Here is a 20,478-nt window from a genome sequence, read left to right on the forward strand (position 1 = left end):
GGCCGCCCCAAGGTGAAAAGCGCAGCGCGGGAGCCTCTTTTTCATCCCGATACGCTGTCCGGGCCTGGCCGGTGCTATGCTGCTTTCCCTCGACACGACACCGACGCGACCGCCGCCATGGAAGCCCTGAACAACACCCTGTTTCTGTGGATCAACGCCAGTGACCCCTCGGCCACCGCCCTGCTGCTGGGCCGCGTCCTGGCCAACGGCCTGATCTACCTGTTCCCCCTGTACCTGGCACTGAGCTGGCTGCGGGCGGACGCCGCCGGCCGCGAAGCCCTGTTGCAGGGGACCATCAGCGCGATGATCGCCATGCTGCTGTCCTGGGCGATTTCCAAGGCCTGGTTCCACCCGCGCCCCTTCGTCGTCGGCCTGGGGCACCAGTACATGCCCCATGCACCGACCGCCTCGTTCCCCAGCAATCACCTGAGCTTCGCCTGGTCGATCTGCGCCGGCCTGGCCCTGCATCCGGTCCGCCGCACGGCCGCGTGGATCCTGGCCCTGATCGCACTGCCGATCGCCTGGGCGCGCATTTACATGGGCGTGCATTTCCCGCTGGACATGGCCGGTGCCCTGCTGACGGGCCTGGTGGCCGCCGCGATCAGCCTGCCGCTGCGCGGCACGCTGATTCCCTCCTTGCGACGCTGCATCGAACCCATCTACCGGCGAGTCTTCGCCTGGCCGATCCGCCAGGGCTGGGCGCACGCCTGAAGGCAGCTCCGGGCGCGACACGCGCCAGGGACGCGCGGATGGACGCAACCCGCGTTCATCTTCGGTTCATACAACATGGGCGATCATGCGCCCGTTGCATACTGTCTTTGGAATCCGCATGTCCGCACCCGCCCGCTACAGCCGCCTGTCCATCAGCCTGCACTGGCTCACCCTGCTTTTGATCATCGTGGTCTACGCCATGATGGAGTTCAAAGGTCTGTTTCCCAAGGACAGCCCCGAGCGCGCCCTCATGAAGATGGTGCACGCTTCTTGTGGCCTGACCATCCTGGCGCTGACCGTGATCCGTCTGACGACACGCCTGTTCCAGCGCAGCCCGGCCATCAGTCCGGCACCTCCCGCCTGGGAACAGGCCGGCGCCCGCCTGATGCACGTGGCGCTGTATGCGTTCCTGATCGCGATGCCCCTGCTGGCCTGGTTCGGCATCAATTCCTTCGGTGGCACGGTCAAGGCCTGGGGCTTCGCGCTGCCTGCCCTGACCGGCGAGGACAAGGCTCTGGGCCGCACGCTCATCGACACCCACAAGCTGATCGCCAACATCGGCTACGCCCTGATCGGCCTGCACGCCCTGGCGGCCCTGAAACACCACTACATCAGCCGCGACAACACCCTGCGCCGCATGCTGCCGGCCCGCACCCGGGGCTGACGAACGGCCGCCCCGCCCGGCAACGTCGATCAGGACGGGCCGGACGGACGCGATCTCAGAGGTCCTGGCGCGCGATCGCCATGGCCTCGCGCAGCACGGACAGGTCGCCGATATGGTTGGCCAGCAGCAGGATCAGACGGGCATTGGCCTGCGCGCTCTGCTCGTCACTGAGATCCCGGTGCAGCTCGATCAGCGCCTCGTAGAAGTCATCGCCCGGGGTATAGGCGCGCACATAGCGGTGGCCAGGCTCGCCGAAATTCAGGTTCAGATTCAGTCCCATGGGATTCATTCCTGGTTGCAGGTGGCACGGGCCAGCGCCTGACGGACCCGCCCGGCATCCAGCGTGCGCCAACGGGCCGCGACGTGCTGGTCGGGGCGGATCAGCCAGGCCGACCCCGGCCGGGCGTCATAGCGTTCGGCGAAGCGGCCGGTGTAGTCCTCGAAGACCCGGAAACCGTGCGGCGAACGCCCGCCCGACGGCGTCACGAGGATGACGTCCACCGGCAGGGGGCCGGACATCAGCGCCTGCAGGGCTTCGGCCTGGGCGACGTCACTCGGCTTGTCCACGTAGGCCAGCAACTGGAAACGATTGCCCAGACGCTCCAGCAGCCAGAAATGATCCACCTGGGCCCGCATGGGACTGTCGTCGCAGGCCGCGCCCGGCACCATGTCCCCGGCGAACACGGCCTCGTCAGGCGTATTCAGGGCGGAATCCGCCAGAATCGTCGGCACGGACAGGCGGCCGGAATTCACCAGCGCCCGGGCAAATGGATAGTGGCGCGCCAGTCCCAGCACCGCATTGCGGAAGGCCAGCGAGGTCTTCGTCTTGGGGGTGATGAAATCCGTCGAGCGCGTGGAATTCAGCAGGTTCTCGTCTGCAGCGACGACTCGCTCGTCGGAATAGCTGTCCAGCAGGCGCTCGGGCGCCTTGCCCTCCATCACCAGCCGCAGTTTCCAGGCCAGATTGTCCGCGTCCTGGATGCCGGAGTTGGCGCCGCGCGCGCCGAAAGGCGACACCTGGTGGGCCGCATCGCCGACGAACAACGCCCGGCCATGACGGAACTTGCTCATGCGCCGACACTGGAAGGTATAGACACTGACCCATTCGAGCTCGAATTCGCGCTCCTCGCCCAGCATGGCCTTGATGCGCGGAATGACGCGCTCCGGGCGTTTTTCTTCTTCGGGGTCGGCGTCCCAGCCGAGCTGGAAGTCGATGCGCCAGACATTGTCGGCCTGATGGTGCAGCAGGACCGACTGACCGGGATGAAAAGGAGGGTCGAACCAGAACCAGCGTTCGGCGGGAAAATCGGCCTTCATGACCACGTCGGCGATCAGGAAACGGTCCATGAAGACCTTGCCCTCGGCTTCCAGGCCCATCATCCGGCGGATGGAGCTGCGCGCGCCATCGGCCACGATGAGCCAGTCGGCCTCGACCGCGTAGGCACCGTCCTGCGTCTCGACCTGCAACGCCACGCCGTCGTCGCGCGCACGCATGGACACGACCTTGTGGCGAAACCGCAGGTCCAGGGACCGCAGGGATTGGGCCCGCTTGACCAGGAATTCTTCCAGGTAGTACTGCTGCAGATTGATCATGCCCGGACGATGATGGTCGGGCTGGGGCAGCAGATTGAAGCTGTAGACCTCTTCGCCGCGAAAAAAGGTGCGCCCCACGTTCCAGCTGACGCCCTTGTTCACGCAGGGGTCGGCCACCCCCAGACGGTCCAGCACTTCCAGGGCCCGCTTGGCATAGCAAACTCCGCGCGAGCCAACCGAGACCGTGTCGTCATCGTCGAGCAGCAGTACGGGCACGTTCTGCTGGGCAAGGTCGATGGCGGTCGCCAGGCCGACCGGACCCGCGCCCACGACCACGACCGGGTGACGGGCCGGTGTGCTCGCCCCCGGCTCGCGCGGCGGGCGGTATTCGAATTTCTGGTACTGATACGTGCTGAGCATGTCTGTCTCCTCCGGACCGGCGCGGGTCGCGGTCTTTGTGCCGCGATGCCCGCTGCGCGTGTCAGTTGCCCGATTGCAGGCCGTGCCACATTTCCTGGTCGCGCTCGGCCGTCCAGATCCGCGGATGACGGATGCCGCTGGCCTCGTCCATGGCTCGGACCACGTCGAAGGGCAGGCAATGCTCGTAGATGAAAACCTGGGCGAACTTCGGGTCCATGGCGCCACGGATGTGCGCCATGGCCTGCTTCAGGTCCATGCCTTGCGCATGCGCCTCGCGGGCAGAGGTGTACAGCGTGGACACGAAGTCGCGCGTATAAGCCAGGCCGGCGGCGACCCGCTCTGGCGTGTCCAGCGAAGGGCCCCGGCCCGGCACCAGTTTTTCGGCCCCCAGGGCGGCCAGCGCATCCAGCGTGGCCGGCCAGTCGGCCAATTGTGCGTCGCCGGTGTAGCAGGCGGCGTCGTATTCGACCAGGTCGCCGGAAAACAGGACTTTTTCGGACGGTACCCAGACCACGGTATCGCCCCGAGTATGGCCTGCGCCGGGATGGAAGATGCGGACCTCCAGGTCGCGCCCCATCCACAGACTGATGCCGTCCTGGAAGACCAGCGTCGGCCAGGTCAGGCCCGGAATGGACTCGAAGGCCTGGAACAGGCGCGGAAAGCGCTCGTATTCGGACTGCATGTCCTGCGCGCCGCGTTCGACGATCATCTCGTAGGTGCCCTGGCTGGCGATGATTTCCTGCAGGCCCTCGTCGCGATAGGCCGAGGCGCCCAGCACCCGCACGGCATGATAGTGCGACAGCACGGCGTATTTGATGGGCTTGTCGGTGACCTTGCGGATTTCCGCGATCAGCCGCCGCGCCATCACCGGGGTGGCAAGCGTGTCACAGATCAGGACGGACTCGTCGCCGATGATGACGCCGGTGTTCGGATCGCCTTCGGCGGTATAGGACCAGCAGTGCTCGGACAGTCGGGCGAAAGTGGCCTGCTTTTCCTCCAGATCGGCGACGGATGCGAATTGCTTGCTCATGACGGATTCCTCTTGGTGTTTCACATGCCCAGGTACGCAGCGCGCACCTGTTCATTGCGGATCATGTCCTGACCGGTGCCCGACAACACGATATTGCCGGTCTCCAGGACGTAGGCTCGATCGGCGATGCCCAGCGCAGCGAAGGCATTCTGCTCGACTAACAGAATGGTAATACCCTGGGCCTTGAGCGTACGGATGACATTGAATACTTCCTCGACCAGCAGGGGCGCGAGACCCATGGACGGCTCGTCGAGCAGCAACAGGCGCGGCCGCCCCATCAGGGCCCGGCTGATGGCCAGCATCTGCTGCTGTCCCCCGGACAGTGTCCCGGCGGGCAGACGGCGCTTTTCGCGCAGGACGGGGAACATCCCATAGACACGTTCCAGATCTTCGTCCACCTGGCCAGCGGGCCGCAGGTAGGCCCCCAGGCGCAGGTTGTCCTCGATCGACAGAGGGCCGAAGACCTGACGGCCCTCTGGGCTGTGGCAGATGCCGGCCTTCACCCGCCGATCCGCCCGCACTCGGGACAGATCCCGACCCGCGAAGCGGATCTGTCCGGCGCTCATGGGCTGAATGCCGGACAGTGTGCGCAGAAAGGTGGTCTTGCCCGCCCCGTTGGCACCAACCAGGGCCACCAGCTCGCCCTTGAAGACTTCCAGGCTGATGCCCTTGAGCGCCTGGATGCGTCCGTAACAGGACTCGAGATCCCGGACTTCGAGCAGCGGTTCGCGCGCGGCTGCAGCCAGATGGCTGAAAGCCCCCGCCTGACTGCCCCCCAGGCCGATCGTCTCCGGGGCGAGCGACACGATGCGGTGATAGAGTTCGCGATATTCCGCGCGAGCCTGGTCGCCGAACAGAGGATCGCGGTGATCGGAGAACGCCGCCGTGATCCCGGCCCAGTCCTCGGGCAGGAGGACTTCACGAGCCAATGCAAAGGCGTCCTTTTCCTCGATCCGGATGTGTTGCTTCAACTGATCCGCGTATTGGCGCAGACCGTCGATGAACGCGGGTTGTTCCGCCAGCAGGTTCCCGCGCCCCAGAAAGCTGCGCAGTGTCTGCAGGCTGTCAGGCCCCTGACGGTGCTGCGCCTCCAGGGCGTCCAGGATGGGGGCGGCGGCCTCTGGAGCGCGCCGCCGCATGGCCAGGAACAGATATTGATCCTCTTTGGCATGGTGGCAGCCATCCATGAATTCCTGGATGTAGTGGAACAAAGCGTGGAAGAAACCTTCCTCGACTGGTTCGCCCGCCTGCAATTCGCCGGCCACCCAGTCCATGGTGGTGGCAATGCGCCAGAGATTGCGGTGTTCTTCCTGAATGATGTCCAATGCGTGCATGATGTCCCCGATCAGGCGTGGCCGCCCAGGTAGGCCGCGATCACGTCCGGGTTGCTGCGGACCTCTTCCCCCGAGCCTTCGGCCAGGCGCTTGCCATAGTCCAGTACCAGAATCCGGTCCGACAGGTTCATGACCATCTTCATGTCGTGTTCGACCAGGACGACGGTCACGCCGGTCTCGGCGATCCGGCGCACCAGGATGTCGACCTCCTGGGTTTCCTTGGGATTGAGTCCTGCGGCTGGTTCGTCCAGGAACAGCAGGCGCGGTTTCATGGCCAGCGCCCGGGCGATCTCCAGACGCTTGAGCGCCCCATAGGGCATGCTGTCGGCGCGCGATCGCACATAGGATTCCAGGCCGACGAATGCCATCAGGTCGGCGGCCTCTTCGCGCAGCGCCTGGTCGCGACGCCGCAGACCAGGGGTGCGCAGCAGCGCCTTGAACAGGCTGCCGTCCAGGTGCAGATGAGCCCCGACCATGACGTTTTCCAAGGCGCTCATGTTCATCCAGATCTGCAGATTCTGGAAAGTGCGCGCCATGCCCCGGCTGGCCAGTTCATAGGGCGTGCGACCCTGGATTTCCTGGCCGTCCAGGCGGACGACGCCCGATGTGGGCCGATAGACCCCGGTGATCAGATTGAACAGGGTCGTCTTGCCGGCACCGTTGGGGCCGATCACGGAATACACCACCCCCGCGTCCACGGAAAAACTGACGTCCTGAACAGCACGGACGTTACCGAACTGGATGGACAGACGATCGACTTCGAGCAGGGTCATGATGTCAGTCTCCCAGGCGCAGGCGAGCCGCCAGCGTCGGCACCAGGCCGCGCGGCAGGAAAATCATGAACAGCATCAGGATCGCGCCGAAGACCACGATTTCCCAACCCTCGAACGTCGCCAGTGCCTGCGGCAACGCCGTCAGCAGGACGGCCCCCAGCACCGAGCCAAAGACCGACGCCATGCCGCCCACCACGACCATGGTGACCAGTTCGATCGAATGGAAGAAATTGGCGACCTCGGGCGTCACGAAACCGACGTAATGCGCCAGGACGCTGCCCATGATGCTGGCCACGACGGCCGACAGCACGAACACGACCGTCTTGTAGCGCGGCACGTCCACCCCCACGACCTGAGAAGCGATCTCGGAGCCGTGCAAGCCTCGCAGGGCACGGCCGAAGGGGGAGTCGATCAGGTTCAGCGCACCCCAGACGCTCAGCAACAGCAGCACCGCCACGACCCAGTACCATTGGGTATCACGCATCAGTTCGTAGCCGAACAGTTCCATGGACGGCACCGGCATGCCGTCCGGACCGCCGGTCCAGGCGGACTCGTTGCGGATCACGATGTTGATGATGATGCCCAGGCCCAGCGTCGCCATGGCCAGGTAGTGCCCCTTGAGGCGCAGGATCGGCCGTGCAACCAGCAGCGCCAGCAGCCCGGTACCCACGGCCCCGGCCACCAGGGCCAGCAGCGGATGCCAGCCAAAATGGCTGGGCAGCACCGCCGAAGCATAGGCCCCCAGGCCCACGAAGCCGGCATGGCCCAGGCTGATCTGGCCGGCGTAGCCGATCAGCAGGTTCAGGCTGAGGACGATCACGGCATTGATGCACATGCGGATGATGATGTCCAGGTAGTAGCTGTTAGGCACCACAAAGGGCGCTGCGATCAAGGCCAGGGCCAGGATGGCCAGACCGATGAAGGAACGTCCGCGCATGATCACACCCGCTCTGTGGAAAGACCGCCGAACAGGCCGCGCGGCATGAAGAACAGAATCAGCAGAATCAGGACGAAGGGAATGGCGTCCTTATAGGCCGACGAGATATAGCCCGCGCCCATGGCCTCGAGCACACCGACCAGCAGACCGCCCACCACCGCGCCCAGGCCGCTGCCCAGGCCGCCCACCACCGCCGCCACGAAGCCCTTCAGGCCCAGCATGATCCCCACGTCGTAGGACGTCAGCGTGATCGGCGTGATCAGGATGCCGCCCAGCGCGCCGAGCGCGGCCGCCAGGGCGAAACTCATGAGCAGGACCCAGCCGGTGCTTACGCCCACCAACTGCGCGGCGACCCGGTTGTAGGCCGTGGCCAGCATGGCCTTGCCCGACATCGTGCGGCTGAAGAAATACCAGAGCAGCGCCACCACCACGGCCGTCACCCCGAACACCCAGAAGCTCTGGGGCAACAAGGTCGCGCCCATGACCGACAGGGGCGCATGATCGGAAAACGGCGGCAGGCTATGAGCCCCCTTGCCCAGCCAGACCTGGATCAGGCCGCGCAGCACCAGCGAGGCGCCGATGGTGATGATGATCAGCGTGACCGTGTCGGCGTTCTTGACCGGTTCGATGGCGCACTTTTCGAGCAGCACGCCGACCAGGGCCGGCAGCAGCACGGCCAGCGCAAAGGCGGGCGCCCAATGCAGGCCCGCCTGGGTGAAGAACACCGCCAGCATGCCGCCCAGCATGATGAATTCGCCCTGGGCGAAATTGATCACGTGACTGGCGTTATAGATCAGGTTGAAGCCCAGGGCGGCCAAGGCATAGGTAGCCCCGACGGTCAACCCCGAAAACAGGAACTGCAAGAATTCCGCATGCACGGCATGTCTCCTCGCCCGGATTCGGTGCCATTCCGCCCGAGGTGGGAGATGTCCGATCCAGATGTATTACAAATCCATTTTTTAAACATAGGATTTGGTATCAGAGAAAACATAGAGGACTTGAGCCGAATGAGCAAGTCTATCTGATGTGTAACCCACAGTCATTGGGGAAAACCATCAATACAAACCAAAGTTCAACTCATCCATTCATCAGATCAACCTCTGGATCAAGGCATATCTGAACAATACGTAAATCAGTTTTTTTAATTTAATTATGTATCATTAAAGCCTGAAACAGGATGCCCGAGCCCGCACGGGCTCAGGATGCATCGAAAAGAATCAGAGCGAGATCGAGACCAGCGGATCGTCGGAGGGGAAACGCTCGAAACCATCTTCCAGGCGCACGGGCATGGTGCCGTCGGCCAGCCGCATGTGGGCATCCAGATGCCACTCGGAGGGTTCGGCCAGGCGGCGGTACAGCTCGCGGCACACCATGCGCGCGGACTGTCCGGGCCAATCCGCCGGCAGCAGGACTTCCGGCAGTTCCGGGTCGCGCAGCAACAGGCGGCGGTAATCGTGAATCATCAGTACCCGCGCCAGAAAGGCCTCTTCGGGCTCCAGGCGGACCCGGCGGTCGCGCCGCAGTTCCGCCAGGATCGGCAGATAGTCGGCCACGAAAGCAGTATAGGATTCAGCCAGGCGTTCCAGGTTCCAGGCCCGGGCCACGAGATCGGCGTCGGATGCAGTCAGGGCGATGCGCGCATCGGCCGCCAGCAGAGGCAGCAGATTGCCCAGCATGTCGCCCAGCCCATCGGCCTCCAGGGTATCGTGCACGGCCTCCAGGTGGGTCGAGGGGTGCACGAAGCAATCACTGCCCAGGCTGCCGAAGCCCTGCCACAACAAGGCCTGGCGCAGGCGGTCCCGCTGCCGGGCATCCAGGTCGCCGACGACCAGAATCAGGCGCCAGCGGCGGTCCCAGATCGGCGCATGGGACGAATAGATGTGGCGCGAGGCTTCTTCGAAACGCAGGCGCCCGGAATCGGTCAGCACGTATTCCGCCCGGCGCCCGTGCGTGTCGGCCCGCAGCCATTTTTCCTTGCCCAGGCGAAATACCGAGGTCCGCACCAGGCGTTCGTTCAGGCCCAGCGGTTCGAGCAGATGGATCAGGCTGCCCAGCCAGATCCGCCCGCCCCGCGGCAGCACCGCGTCACCGAAAACCGACATGATCAGCGAACCCGCGCGAACCCGCTGCTGTTGGCGGAAACTGTCGATGCGATGCTGGATGGCGGGGATCAAAGGAGCCTCTGAACAAGTCGAGCGGAAAGCGGACGCTGCGGATCGGGATGGGATGCAAGGCGCGAACCGCAGCGATAGCCGTAGCTATCGCGAGGATGAGCAACGCAGCAGACCGCCCGAGTCCGCAGATGTACGCGACGTGAGGACTTGTTCAGAGGTTCCAATGGTCAGAACATGGAGGTCAGGTTAGCGGCCCTCGGAGCGGGCGTTCTGGATGGCGAAGAACCCTTCCTTGTGGATGAGTTCGTCCTTTGCGCCCAGGGCCTTGACCGCCGCGACACAGGCGTCCACGAATTCGGGACTGCCCGCGATGAAAATACTATGCGCGGACAGATCAGGGTACAAACCGGGCAGGATCGTGTCGATGCGGCCTGCCAGATAGCCTTCCTGCTGTTCGCGCGTGAGGGTTATTTTATAGTCGAAATTACGATGCTTGGTGCGCCACCACGCCATCATGCCCTGGCCATAGACGTCGGCCACGGTGCGCGCCGAGAAGATCAGGTCGACTTTCTTGCGGTAACCCCGCCGCAGCGCGGCCTCGGCCAGATCCATGATCGGCGCCAACCCCGTGCCCGCCGCCAGGCAAAGCACAGGGGTTTCCGCGGACGGATCGCCGATGAAGGTGCCGTAGGCGCCATTGATTTTGACGCTGTCGCCGATCCGCAACACATCATGGATCCAGGCGCTGGTGACACCGTCATCGGCGCGCGCGACCTGCAAGATGATTTCGCCATCGGGCCGGGGCGCATTGGCGATCGAATACGCCCGCAGGGGAATGCCGGCACGATCGTCACCGATGGTGACGTACTGGCCCGGCCAGTAGCGGATCGGCTGGCCCACCGGGCGCAGGCGGATTTCCAGGGTGCGATTGGCCACCTCGCGGCGATCGATCAGGACGAACAGCGCGTTTTCGCGGGGCGGGAACAGTTTGGGGCGCGCGTCGGCCGTGCCCCATTCGATGACCATCTCGTCGGAAATCGGCTTGGCCATGCACATCAGGCCGATGCCCTGGCGGCGCTCTTCGGCAGTGAGCGCCATGTCGAGCACCATGCCCTGGTCGTACTGGCCTTCCAGCACCTTGACCTTGCATTCGCCACAGGCGCCGGCCCGGCAGTTGTTGGGCAGCGCGTAGCCGGCCTTTTCCAGGGCCATCAGAACGGTGTCGCTGCCCTTGCATTCGACGGTCTTGCCGGAAGGTTGGATGATGATGCGTGACATGAGTATTTCCGTTTCTTTTGTCTATCAAGGCAACGGCACCAGCCGCGCAAACGCGACCGGTGCCGGGTGCTGCCGTCCGGTCAGAACACCGGGATGATGTCGTCCATCTCGACGTCGGAGATTTCCTGGCCGGTGATCCCGACTTCGGGGATGGCCGGGAACGGGATGTTGTAGTGATCCAGAACCCCCTTCAGGTTGATGATGGCCTGGCGCCAGTTTTCACGCTTGGCGTCGACGGTGGGGATGCCGAAACCGGCGTCACGCGCAATGGCCTCGGCCTCGCGCTGCGTGGCGATGAAGTCTGCAGGCAAGTCCCAGAAGTCGGCGGGCGGTTCGTACAACACGGCCGACAGGAACAGGTAGCCGGCGCGGATCTGCTTGGTGACGACGGCCTTGTGCTCATCGCTGAGGCCCGGGTAGTCGCGTTCCATCACCGCCATACAGATCGCCATGTGGCGGCCTTCGTCGCGGCCGATGTTCTTGAAGGCTTCCTTGAAAACCGGCTCACGCGAATTTTCGTACATCTGCTTGAAGATGGTGGCTGCAGCGATTTCCCCCATCAGGAAGGAGCTGAACAGCACCGCCAGATCATACTTGGGCACGGCGGTCTTGTAGCCGGTCCAGTAGCGCGCGCCGTTGAAATACAGCCACTTGGCGTTTTTCTGCAGACGGCGGCCGATGTCGGTCTTGGGTTCGTAGGTGATGGGATCAGGATGGCCGAGCAGCTTGGTGATCGCCAGGCCGCACATGATCTCGTGGTTCTGTTCATCGCTGGTGACGGAGAAGAAGCACTTGCGGACCGGGTCTTCTTCGTGGACCTCGTAGGTCTTGATCAGGGCCTCGGCGAACACCGGGGGCGCGGAGGCATCGAACACCGACAGCAGCGTCCACCAGTAGGCGATGCATTCGCGTTCTTCCCAGGAATAACTCTCGACGTCGAACGTGTCCCAGGGCAGTTCTTCGGGCTTCCAGTACTCGCGCAGCGAAGCTTCCCAGACTTCCTGCAGTTTTTCTGTCTTGCGGTGCCAGGACAGGGGATAGATGTTGGGTTGTTCAATTTCCGGCGGAAATTCCATCTTGTCGGCAAAGCGTTCCTTGCTGGACATGTAAAGACTCCTTTGGGGTGATGTACGGGGGGCGGACGGATTTTGTGTCCTTTGGACCCGATTCAGTCGGGCACCACGCCATCATGTTACTTTAACAGCCATAATGTCAAATTATTTGTATCGCTTAAAGCCTAGGGTTTTCCTGGATGATCACTTGAATGCAGCCGATCCCATGTAATCCACCCTATGAAACCATTGATTTTCCTTGTTATTCGATTTAACTATGAATCCATCACGAAATCAGATAAATCACCTCTACTTGGAAAATCACCTTCCTGAAGTGATACATTAATCGACATCAAATTCAAAGTTTCGTATTTTTTTAAAAGAAACGCCGCCACCAGGCCGGCGCCGGAGACGCACCATGTCACACCCTCTGCTGGACCAGCACCGTCCCTTGCTCGAACGCGCGCTCGACACGATTGCCACGCGCGGCTACTGGTCGGCCTATGCCGAGTCCCCCAGTCCCAAGGCCTATGGCGAAGGCGCGCCCGAAGCCGGTCGCGCCGCTTTCGAAGCCCATCTGGGCAAACCCTTCGAAATCGACCAGCCGGGCCAATGTGGCTGGCATGACGGCGAGACCTCGCCTTACGGCGCCCCCTTGGGCATCCGTTATCCCCAGTCCGATCCCCAGGCCCTGGTGCAGGCGGCCCTGGCGGCCATGCCGGCCTGGCAGGCGCTGGGCGCCGAAGGCCGGGTCGGTATCTGCCTGGAAGTCCTGCAACGGCTGAACCGCCAAAGCTTCGAAATCGCCCACGCGGTCATGATGACCAGCGGTCAGGGCTGGATGATGGCCTTCCAGGCAGGCGGCCCCCATGCCCAGGACCGGGGACTGGAAGCCGTGGCCTATGCCTGGCGCGAAATGTCGGCCATCCCCGCCGAGGCCGTCTGGGAAAAACCGCAGGGCAAACATCCGTCCCTGGTGATGCGCAAGCACTACGAAATCGTCGGCCGGGGCGTCGGCGTGGTCATCGGCTGTGCCACCTTCCCCACCTGGAACACCTATCCGGGTCTGTTCGCAGCCCTGGCGACCGGCAACCCCGTGATCCTGAAGCCGCACGGCCACGTCGTCCTGCCCGCCGCCATCACGGTTCGCACGATCCGCGCCGTGCTGACTGAAAACGGCCTGGACCCGAATCTGGTCACGCTGTGCCTGCCGCCCGATCACGAGACGGCACACGCGCTGTACACCCATCCCGACGTCCATTCGATCGACTATACCGGCGGCAACGTCTTCGGCCAGTGGCTGCTGGACCACTGCCGTCAGGCCCAGGTCTACGCAGAACTCGCCGGGGTCAACAGCATCGTGATCGACTCTACGGACGATTACGCAGGCATGCTGCGCAACCTGGCCTTTACTCTGTCGCTCTATTCCGGCCAGATGTGCACCACCTCACAGGCCATCGTCATCCCGGCGCAAGGCATCGATACCAACGACGGTCACAAGACCTTCGATCAGGTCGGCCAGGATCTGGCCCAGGCGATCGAGCGCTTCCTGGAAAAAACGGAAGTCGCCCAGGCCGTCCTGGGGGCGATCCAGTCCGACGCCACGCTGGCTCGCATCGACCAGGCAGCCGGCGGCGGCATGGGTCGGGTCGTGCTGGCACCCAAGGCGCTGCACTACGAGGAATTCCCGCAGGCGCGCACCCGCACGCCGGTCCTGCTGGCTTGCGACGCGCAAGACACCGAACACTACGCCCAGGAACAATTCGGCCCCATCAGCTTCCTGGTACGCGCCGACGACACGGACGCCGCGCTGGCGCTGGCCGAAGACCTGACGCGCAAGCACGGCGCGCTGACCCTCGCGGTCTACAGCACCCGCGACACCGTGCTGGACGCGGCCGTTCAGATGTCCTGGCGCGCCAAGGTCGCCCTGTCCCTCAACCTGACGGGCGGCGTCTTCGTGAACCAGTCTGCGGCTTTCTCCGACTTCCACGGGACGGGCGGCAACCCGGCAGCCAATGCCTCGTACGCGGATTCGGCCTTCGTGGCCAACCGCTTCCGGGTCGTTCAGCGCCGCGCCCACGCCTGACATCCGTCCCTCGCCCCTCGGAGACTCGGCATGACCTACCAGAACATCGATTTTTCCATCGACCAGGGCATCGCCCGCCTGACCCTGGCGCGCCCTGACAAACTCAACAGCTTCACCGAGGCCATGCACCTCGAAGTGCGCGACGCGCTGGACCAGGTCCAGCGTGACGCCACGGCCCGCGTGCTGGTCCTGACCGGCGCCGGACGCGGATTCTGCGCGGGCCAGGACCTGGGCGACCGCGCCATGCAGATCAACGCGGGGCAGACGCCCGACCTGGGCGCCACAGTCGAAGGCTTCTACAAGCCGCTGATCCTGACACTGCAAAATCTGCGGGTGCCGACTCTGGCGGCCGTCCGGGGGATCGCCGCCGGCGCCGGGGCATCCATCGCCCTGGCCTGCGACCTGGTCGTCGCCGCTGAATCCGCCTACTTCCTGCAGGCGTTCAGCAAAGTCGGCCTGATCCCCGATACCGGCGGCACCTGGCTGCTGCCCCAGCGCATCGGCATGGCACGCGCCATGGGTCTGGCCCTGCTGGCCGAACGACTGCCCGCGCGCCAGGCCGCCGACTGGGGCCTGATCTGGTCCTGCGTCGCCGACGACGCCTTCGACACCGAAATCGAACGGCTGGCCACGCAACTGGCCCAGGCGCCGACCCGGGCGCTGGTGCGTACCCGCCAGGCCATGCAGGCCGCCGCCTCGCACACGCTGGAACAACAGCTCTCGATGGAAGCCGGCATCATGCGCGAACTGGGCTGGCGTCACGACTATGCGGAAGGCGTCGCCGCCTTCCTGGAAAAACGCCCCGCCCGCTTCACGGGGGAATGAGCGCATGACCGCCCTGGCCCCCCGCACCACCGTCGCCGTGATCGGCGCCGGCACCATGGGCGCCGGCATCGCCCAGGTCGCCGCCCTGGCCGGCCATCCCGTTTTCCTGTACGACACCCGGCCGGAAGCCGCGGCCCAGGCCATCACCGGCATCCAGCAGGGTCTGCACGCGCTGGTGTCCAAGGGCCGGCTGGACGCCAGCCTCGCTGAAACCGCCCTCGACGGTCTGCGCGCCGCCGACGCCCTGGCGGACCTGGGCGGCTGCGGCCTGATCATCGAAGCCATCGTCGAGCGGCTCGACGCCAAGGCGGCCCTGTTCGACGCGCTCGAGGCCATCGTGGCCCCCGACTGCCTGCTGGCCACCAATACGTCGTCCATCCCGGTCACCGCCATCGGCGCAGGCCTGCGCCATCCCGGACGCCTGGGCGGCCTGCACTTCTTCAACCCCGCGCCGCGCATGCCTCTGGTCGAGATCGTGTCCGGCCTGGACACCACCCCGACCACGGCCACCACGCTGGCCGACACTGCAACGGCCTGGGGCAAGACTGCGGTCCACGCCCGTTCCACACCCGGCTTCATCGTCAACCGCGTGGCCCGCCCCTTCTACGCCGAAGGCCTGCGCCTGCTGCAAGAACAAGTCCTGGACCCGGCCACGCTGGACCACGTCATGCGGAGCTGCGGCGGCTTTCGCATGGGCCCCTGCGAACTGACCGACCTGATCGGTCAGGACATCAACGCCGCCGTCTCCCGCAGCGTCTGGACGGCCTTCCATCACGCCCCGCGCTTCGAACCGTCCCTGCTGCAACAAGAGCTGGTCGACGGCGGTCGCCTGGGACGCAAGTCGGGGCGCGGCTTTCATGACTACCGCGAAGGCGCACCCGCGCCCACGCCCCACCTGGCCGCCCCTCAGACCTGTCCGACCTCGATCACGATCCACGGCGACAGCCCTCTGGCGCTGGCATTGCGCGCGCGCCTGCAGACGCGCGGCATCGCGTTCCACACCACATCCGCAGCCCAGGACCAGCGCATCGCCGAGGCCGGCGAGGCCGTCCTGTACCTGACCGACGGCCGCAGCGCCACCCGGCGGGCTCACGATCTGGACCGACCCGCCACGCTGCTGCTGGACCTGGTGCTGGACCCGATGCTGGCCACCTGCCTGCCGCTGGCCGCCGCGCGGCAGTGCCCCGACACAGCGCGCCAGGACGCCATCGGCCTGCTTCAGGCGGCTGGTTTCGGGGTCGCTCCGACCCAGGACGCGCCCGGCATGGTGGTGATGCGCACCGTCGCCATGCTGATCAACGAAGCCGCCGACACGGTCCACCAGGGCGTGTGCAGCGCCGCCGATCTTGACCTGGCCATGCGGCTGGGCGTGAACTATCCGCTGGGCCCGCTGGACTGGTGCGATCGCATCGGCGCCGGCATGATCGGCACGGTCCTGACCCATCTACGCAGCAGCGACGGCGAACGCTACCGTCCTTGCGGCGCCTTGCAATCCGCCATCCACTCGGGAAAATCACTCCATGACGCATGAAGCACTCGCCCCCCAGACTCTGGCCGAAACCGTGGCCGCCGCCATGTGGTCTCGCGACCATGCCGCGCAGTCGCTGGACATGCGTCTGGACTCCATCGCACCCGGCAGCGCACGGCTGTCGATGACCGTGCGCGGCGACATGCTCAACGGCCACGGAATCTGCCACGGCGGCATGATCTTCACGCTGGCCGACACCGCCTTCGCCTACGCCTGCAACAGCGACAATCACAACACGGTGGCCTCGGCCTGCCACATCGACTTCCTGGCACCCGCCCGCGAAGGCGACCGTCTGCAGGCGCGCGCAGAGGCGCGTACCCAGGGCGGACGTACCGGGGTGTACGACATCACGGTGCACAATCTGACGGCGGGCCGCGACGTCGCGCTGTTCCGGGGAAAGTCCCACCGCATTCAGGGCATGGTGACCGACACCCTGCCCCCGGGCTGAAACCGCCCGCGCATCGATTACAAGACCAGGAGACAACATCATGCCCGTCAAGACCGCCCAAGCCGGGGATCTGGAGCCCATCGAGACCGCCAGCCGCGACGAAATCGCTGCGCTGCAACTCGAACGCCTGCGCCAGACCCTGCGCCACGCTTACGACAACGTTCCGCACTACCGCAAGGCCTTCGACGCTCGCGGCGTCCACCCCGACGACCTGCAGCGCCTGGAAGACATCCGCAAATTCCCCTGTACCACCAAAGAGGACCTGCGGCGCAACTACCCCTTCGGCATGTTCGCCGTCCCCCGGGAACGCCTGGCCCGCCTGCACGCCTCGTCGGGCACGACCGGCAAACCCACGGTCGTCGGCTACACCCTGAATGACATCAACACCTGGGCGAACGTGGTCGCCCGGTCGATCCGCGCCGCCGGCGGCCGCGCGGGCGACACCGTTCACGTCGCCTACGGCTACGGCCTGTTCACCGGCGGGCTGGGCGCCCACTACGGGGCGGAACGCGCCGGCTGTACGGTGATCCCCATGTCCGGCGGCCAGACTGAAAAGCAGGTGCAGCTCATCATGGACCTGCGGCCTGACATCATCATGGTGACGCCGTCCTATTCTCTGGTCATCGCCGAGGAATTCGACCGTCAGGGCATCGCCCCGGAAGACATCTCGCTGAAAGTCGGGATATTCGGCGCGGAGCCCTGGGGCGAAGGCATGCGCGCCGACATCGAGCGCAAGCTGGGCCTGGACGCCGTGGACATCTACGGCCTGTCCGAAGTCATGGGCCCGGGCGTCGCCTCCGAATGCATCGAGACCAAGGACGGCCCGGTGATCTGGGAAGACCACTTCTATCCCGAAATCCTCGACCCGTCCACAGGTGAACCGGTGGCCGACGGCGAAGAAGGCGAACTGGTCTTCACTTCGCTCACCAAAGAAGCCCTGCCCATCATCCGCTACCGCACCCGCGACCTGACCCGGCTGCTGCCGCCCACCGCCCGCAGTTTCCGTCGCATGGGCCGCATCACCGGTCGCAGCGACGACATGCTGATCATCCGGGGCGTGAACGTGTTCCCCACCCAGGTCGAGGAACAGATCCTGCGCGACCCGATCTTCAACGGCATCTACCAGATCGTCGTGTCGCGTACCAACCACCTGGATCAGGTCGAAATCCGCTGCGAATTGCAGCACGAGGCCAACAGCGCCAGCGCCGAGGCCATCGACCAGGCGGTCCACCGCCTGCAGCATCACATCAAGACCAATATCGGCATCTCGACCCGGATCACCGTCCACCGCTACGGCGAACTGCCGCGCACCCAGACCGGCAAGGCCCGCCGCGTGTTCGACGAACGCCCCAAGCAGGCATAAGGAAACACCTATGGACGCTTTTCTCTGCGACGCCGTGCGCACTCCCATCGGCCGCTACGGCGGTGCCCTGGCCGGTGTGCGCGCCGACGACCTGGCTGCGCTGCCCTTGCGGGCCCTGATGGAACGGCACCCCGGCCTCGACTGGTCGGCCCTCGACGACGTCCTCCTGGGTTGCGCCAACCAGGCGGGCGAGGACAACCGCAACGTGGCCCGCATGGCCGCGCTGCTGGCCGGCCTGCCCCTGTCCGCGCCCGGCGCCACGATCAATCGCCTGTGCGGCTCGGGCATGGACGCCATCGGCACGGCCGCTCGCGCCATCCGTGCCGGCGAAGCCCACCTGATGATCGCCGGCGGCGTCGAATCCATGTCGCGCGCCCCCTTTGTCGTGCCCAAGGCCGAACAGGCCTGGTCGCGCCAGGCGGCGATGTATGACACCACCATCGGCTGGCGCTTCATCAACCCGCGCATGGCACAGGCGCACGGCACGCATTCCATGCCGGAAACGGCGGACAACGTCGCCCAGGAATTCGGTATCTCGCGCGCCGACCAGGACGCCTTCGCCCTGCGCAGTCAGCAACGCTGGGCGCGCGCGCAGGCGGCCGGCCGATTTGCCGACGAAATCGTGCCGGTGCGCATCCCGCGCCGCAAGGCCGACGATCTGGTCATCGACACGGACGAGCATCCCCGGCCGGACACGACCGCCGAGGCTCTGACGCGGCTGCGCGGCATCAACGGCCCGGACCTCACCGTCACGGCAGGCAACGCCTCAGGCGTCAACGACGGCGCCTGCGCCGTCCTGCTGGCCTCCGGCCAAGCCGCTCGCCAGCACAGCCTGACGCCCCGCGCCCGCATCCTGGGCATGGCGACGGCGGGCGTGGCGCCGCGCATCATGGGCATCGGCCCGGTCCCGGCCATGCGCAAAGTCCTGGCCCAGACCGGCCTGACACTGGAACAAATGGACGTCATCGAGCTCAACGAAGCCTTCGCCGCTCAGTCGCTGGCGGTGCTGCGTGAACTGGGGCTGGCCGATGACGCTCCGCACGTGAATCCGAATGGCGGCGCGATCGCCATCGGCCATCCGCTGGGCATGAGTGGTGCCCGGCTGATTACCACCGCTGTCGCCGAACTGAACCGGACCGGCGGCCGTTACGCCCTGTGCGCCATGTGTATCGGCGTGGGCCAGGGTATCGCCCTGATCCTAGAAAATATCCACAACCAAGGAGACACACCATGAAATCAACGACCTGCCGCTGGGTGACCGGCATCGCGCTGGCCACCTTCGGGCTGACCGTGCAAGCCGCCGATCCCATCAAGATCGGCTCCGTTCTGTCGGCCACCGGCCCTGCCGCCTTCCTGGGCGACCCCGAAGTCAAGACACTGGAAATGTACGTCGAGTCCATCAACAAGGCGGGCGGCATCCTGGGCCGGCAACTGCAACTCGTGCACTATGACGACGGCGGCGACGCGAACAAGGCCAACAGCTTCGCCAAACGCCTGATCTACGACGACAAGGTCGACGTCATCATCGGCGGCACCACGACGGGCTCCACCATGTCCATGGACCCGCTGGCCGAAAAGGCCGAGATTCCCTTCATTTCCCTGGCGGGCGCGGTCGTCATCATCGATCCGGTAAAAAAATGGCTGTTCAAGACGCCGCACACCGACCGCATGGCCGCCGAAAAAGTCTTCGAGGACATGAAGAAGCGCGGCTACACCAAGATCGCCCTGCTCAGCGAGACCAGCGGTTTCGGCCAGTCCGGCAAGAAGGAAACCGAACTGGTCGCGCCCAACTACGGCATCCAGATCGTGGCCAACGAGACCTATGGTCCCAAGGACACCGACATGAGCCCGCAGCTCACCAAGATCAAGAACACGCCTGACGTTCAGGCGGTGCTGGTCTTCGGCCTGGGCCAGGGGCCGGCGCTGGTCACCCGCAACTACAAGCAACTGGACGTGAAACTGCCGCTCTACCACGCGCACGGCGTGTGCTCGAACGAGTTCATCAAGCTGGCCCGCGACGCGGCCGAAGGCGTGCGTCTGCCCTGCGCGGCACTGGTCGTCTCCGACAAGCTGCCCGACAGCGACCCCCAGAAGCCGGTCGTCACGGCCTATGCCAAGGCTTTCCAGGAACGCTGGAAGTCCGAGGTCTCGACCTTCGGCGGCCACGCCTATGACGGCCTGATGATCTACGCCGACGCGGTCAAGCGGGCCGGCAGCACCGACAAGGCCAAGGTCCGCGACGCGATCGAGCAGACCAAGGGCTACGTCGGCACGGGCGGTGTCGTGAACATGTCCGCGACCGACCACATGGGCCTGGACCTGAGCGCCTTCCGCATGCTCGAAATCCGCAAGGGCGACTGGGCGCTGGCTGACTGAGCGTAC

The 20,478-nt window shown here is 65.2% G+C and carries 19 protein-coding genes and 1 pseudogene; 9 read left to right on the forward strand and 11 right to left on the reverse strand.

Annotation, left to right across the window (positions count from 1 at the left end):
• Nucleotides 1–117: 117 nt before the first annotated feature.
• Together WA983_RS00145 and WA983_RS00150 are read left to right on the forward strand one after the other, a co-directional pair.
• Entirely contained in the window at nucleotides 118–711 is a 594-nt protein-coding gene (locus WA983_RS00145) for a phosphatase PAP2 family protein (RefSeq protein ID WP_424248458.1), read from the forward strand.
• 118 nt (nucleotides 712–829) lie between these two features.
• Nucleotides 830–1,375 (forward strand): cytochrome b, encoded by a 546-nt coding sequence (locus WA983_RS00150; protein WP_424251615.1) that lies wholly within the window; start codon nucleotides 830–832, stop codon nucleotides 1,373–1,375.
• Between the two features lie 55 nt (nucleotides 1,376–1,430).
• Here the strand turns inward: WA983_RS00150 and WA983_RS00155 are convergent, their stop codons facing one another.
• The 11 genes and pseudogenes from WA983_RS00155 to WA983_RS00205 form a co-directional block, all read right to left on the reverse strand.
• Entirely contained in the window at nucleotides 1,431–1,655 is a 225-nt protein-coding gene (locus WA983_RS00155; RefSeq protein ID WP_424251613.1) for a DUF2783 domain-containing protein, read from the reverse strand.
• A 5-nt stretch (nucleotides 1,656–1,660) separates the two neighbouring features.
• A complete protein-coding gene (locus WA983_RS00160) occupies nucleotides 1,661–3,328 on the reverse strand; it encodes an FAD-dependent oxidoreductase (protein ID WP_424311443.1) in 1,668 nt (555 codons plus the stop codon).
• Between the two features lie 61 nt (nucleotides 3,329–3,389).
• Nucleotides 3,390–4,358 carry an MBL fold metallo-hydrolase gene (locus WA983_RS00165; protein ID WP_424251611.1) on the reverse strand — a complete coding sequence of 323 codons (969 nt, stop codon included), beginning with the start codon at nucleotides 4,356–4,358 and terminating at the stop codon, nucleotides 3,390–3,392.
• A gap of 20 nt (nucleotides 4,359–4,378) precedes the next feature.
• Complete coding sequence (locus WA983_RS00170) at nucleotides 4,379–5,080, reverse strand: ABC transporter ATP-binding protein (protein ID WP_424251617.1); 702 nt, start codon at nucleotides 5,078–5,080, stop codon at nucleotides 4,379–4,381.
• Nucleotides 5,081–5,296: 216 nt separating this feature from the next.
• Nucleotides 5,297–5,692, reverse strand: a pseudogene (locus WA983_RS00175) (hemerythrin domain-containing protein); the annotation flags it as partial.
• Between the two features lie 11 nt (nucleotides 5,693–5,703).
• Nucleotides 5,704–6,465 (reverse strand): ABC transporter ATP-binding protein, encoded by a 762-nt coding sequence (locus WA983_RS00180; RefSeq protein WP_424251609.1) that lies wholly within the window; start codon nucleotides 6,463–6,465, stop codon nucleotides 5,704–5,706.
• A 4-nt stretch (nucleotides 6,466–6,469) separates the two neighbouring features.
• The gene (locus tag WA983_RS00185) at nucleotides 6,470–7,402 is read right to left on the reverse strand and encodes a branched-chain amino acid ABC transporter permease (RefSeq protein ID WP_424251607.1); all 933 of its coding nucleotides are present in this window, start codon (nucleotides 7,400–7,402) and stop codon (nucleotides 6,470–6,472) included.
• Nucleotides 7,403–7,404: 2 nt separating this feature from the next.
• Nucleotides 7,405–8,280 (reverse strand): branched-chain amino acid ABC transporter permease, encoded by an 876-nt coding sequence (locus WA983_RS00190; RefSeq protein WP_424251605.1) that lies wholly within the window; start codon nucleotides 8,278–8,280, stop codon nucleotides 7,405–7,407.
• A 339-nt stretch (nucleotides 8,281–8,619) separates the two neighbouring features.
• Nucleotides 8,620–9,576, reverse strand: coding sequence for a phenylacetic acid degradation operon negative regulatory protein PaaX (gene paaX, locus WA983_RS00195; protein WP_424251603.1), 957 nt, complete (start codon nucleotides 9,574–9,576; stop codon nucleotides 8,620–8,622).
• A 186-nt stretch (nucleotides 9,577–9,762) separates the two neighbouring features.
• A complete protein-coding gene (locus WA983_RS00200; RefSeq protein WP_424251601.1) occupies nucleotides 9,763–10,794 on the reverse strand; it encodes a 2Fe-2S iron-sulfur cluster-binding protein in 1,032 nt (343 codons plus the stop codon).
• Nucleotides 10,795–10,874: 80 nt separating this feature from the next.
• Nucleotides 10,875–11,900 (reverse strand): hypothetical protein, encoded by a 1,026-nt coding sequence (locus tag WA983_RS00205; protein ID WP_424251599.1) that lies wholly within the window; start codon nucleotides 11,898–11,900, stop codon nucleotides 10,875–10,877.
• Between the two features lie 364 nt (nucleotides 11,901–12,264).
• On the opposite strand from WA983_RS00205, the gene paaN reads away from it, so the two are divergent.
• The 7 genes from paaN to WA983_RS00240 are packed head-to-tail and all read left to right on the forward strand — an operon-like array spanning nucleotide 12,265 to nucleotide 20,472.
• On the forward strand, nucleotides 12,265–13,932 hold the full coding sequence (paaN, locus tag WA983_RS00210) for a phenylacetic acid degradation protein PaaN (RefSeq protein WP_424311444.1): 1,668 nt from the start codon (nucleotides 12,265–12,267) through the stop codon (nucleotides 13,930–13,932).
• 30 nt (nucleotides 13,933–13,962) lie between these two features.
• Nucleotides 13,963–14,757: a 2-(1,2-epoxy-1,2-dihydrophenyl)acetyl-CoA isomerase PaaG gene (gene paaG, locus WA983_RS00215; RefSeq protein ID WP_424251596.1), complete on the forward strand. Its 795-nt coding sequence runs from the start codon at nucleotides 13,963–13,965 to the stop codon at nucleotides 14,755–14,757.
• 4 nt (nucleotides 14,758–14,761) lie between these two features.
• On the forward strand, nucleotides 14,762–16,288 hold the full coding sequence (locus WA983_RS00220; protein WP_424311445.1) for a 3-hydroxyacyl-CoA dehydrogenase: 1,527 nt from the start codon (nucleotides 14,762–14,764) through the stop codon (nucleotides 16,286–16,288).
• The gene (gene paaI / locus WA983_RS00225) at nucleotides 16,278–16,733 is read left to right on the forward strand and encodes a hydroxyphenylacetyl-CoA thioesterase PaaI (protein ID WP_424251592.1); all 456 of its coding nucleotides are present in this window, start codon (nucleotides 16,278–16,280) and stop codon (nucleotides 16,731–16,733) included. The genes WA983_RS00220 and paaI overlap by 11 nt, the downstream gene beginning before the upstream one ends.
• Nucleotides 16,734–16,773: 40 nt before the next feature.
• The gene (paaK, locus tag WA983_RS00230) at nucleotides 16,774–18,096 is read left to right on the forward strand and encodes a phenylacetate--CoA ligase PaaK (RefSeq protein ID WP_424251590.1); all 1,323 of its coding nucleotides are present in this window, start codon (nucleotides 16,774–16,776) and stop codon (nucleotides 18,094–18,096) included.
• Between the two features lie 10 nt (nucleotides 18,097–18,106).
• Nucleotides 18,107–19,330, forward strand: coding sequence for a 3-oxoadipyl-CoA thiolase (pcaF, locus tag WA983_RS00235; protein WP_424251588.1), 1,224 nt, complete (start codon nucleotides 18,107–18,109; stop codon nucleotides 19,328–19,330).
• Nucleotides 19,327–20,472, forward strand: a complete 1,146-nt coding sequence (locus tag WA983_RS00240) for an ABC transporter substrate-binding protein (protein WP_424311446.1) — start codon at nucleotides 19,327–19,329, stop codon at nucleotides 20,470–20,472. Before pcaF ends, WA983_RS00240 begins: the two co-directional genes overlap by 4 nt.
• The last annotated feature ends 6 nt before the right edge of the window (nucleotides 20,473–20,478 follow it).

It is taken from the genome of Castellaniella sp., assembly GCF_049650445.1.
Lineage (GTDB): Bacteria > Pseudomonadota > Gammaproteobacteria > Burkholderiales > Burkholderiaceae_B > Castellaniella.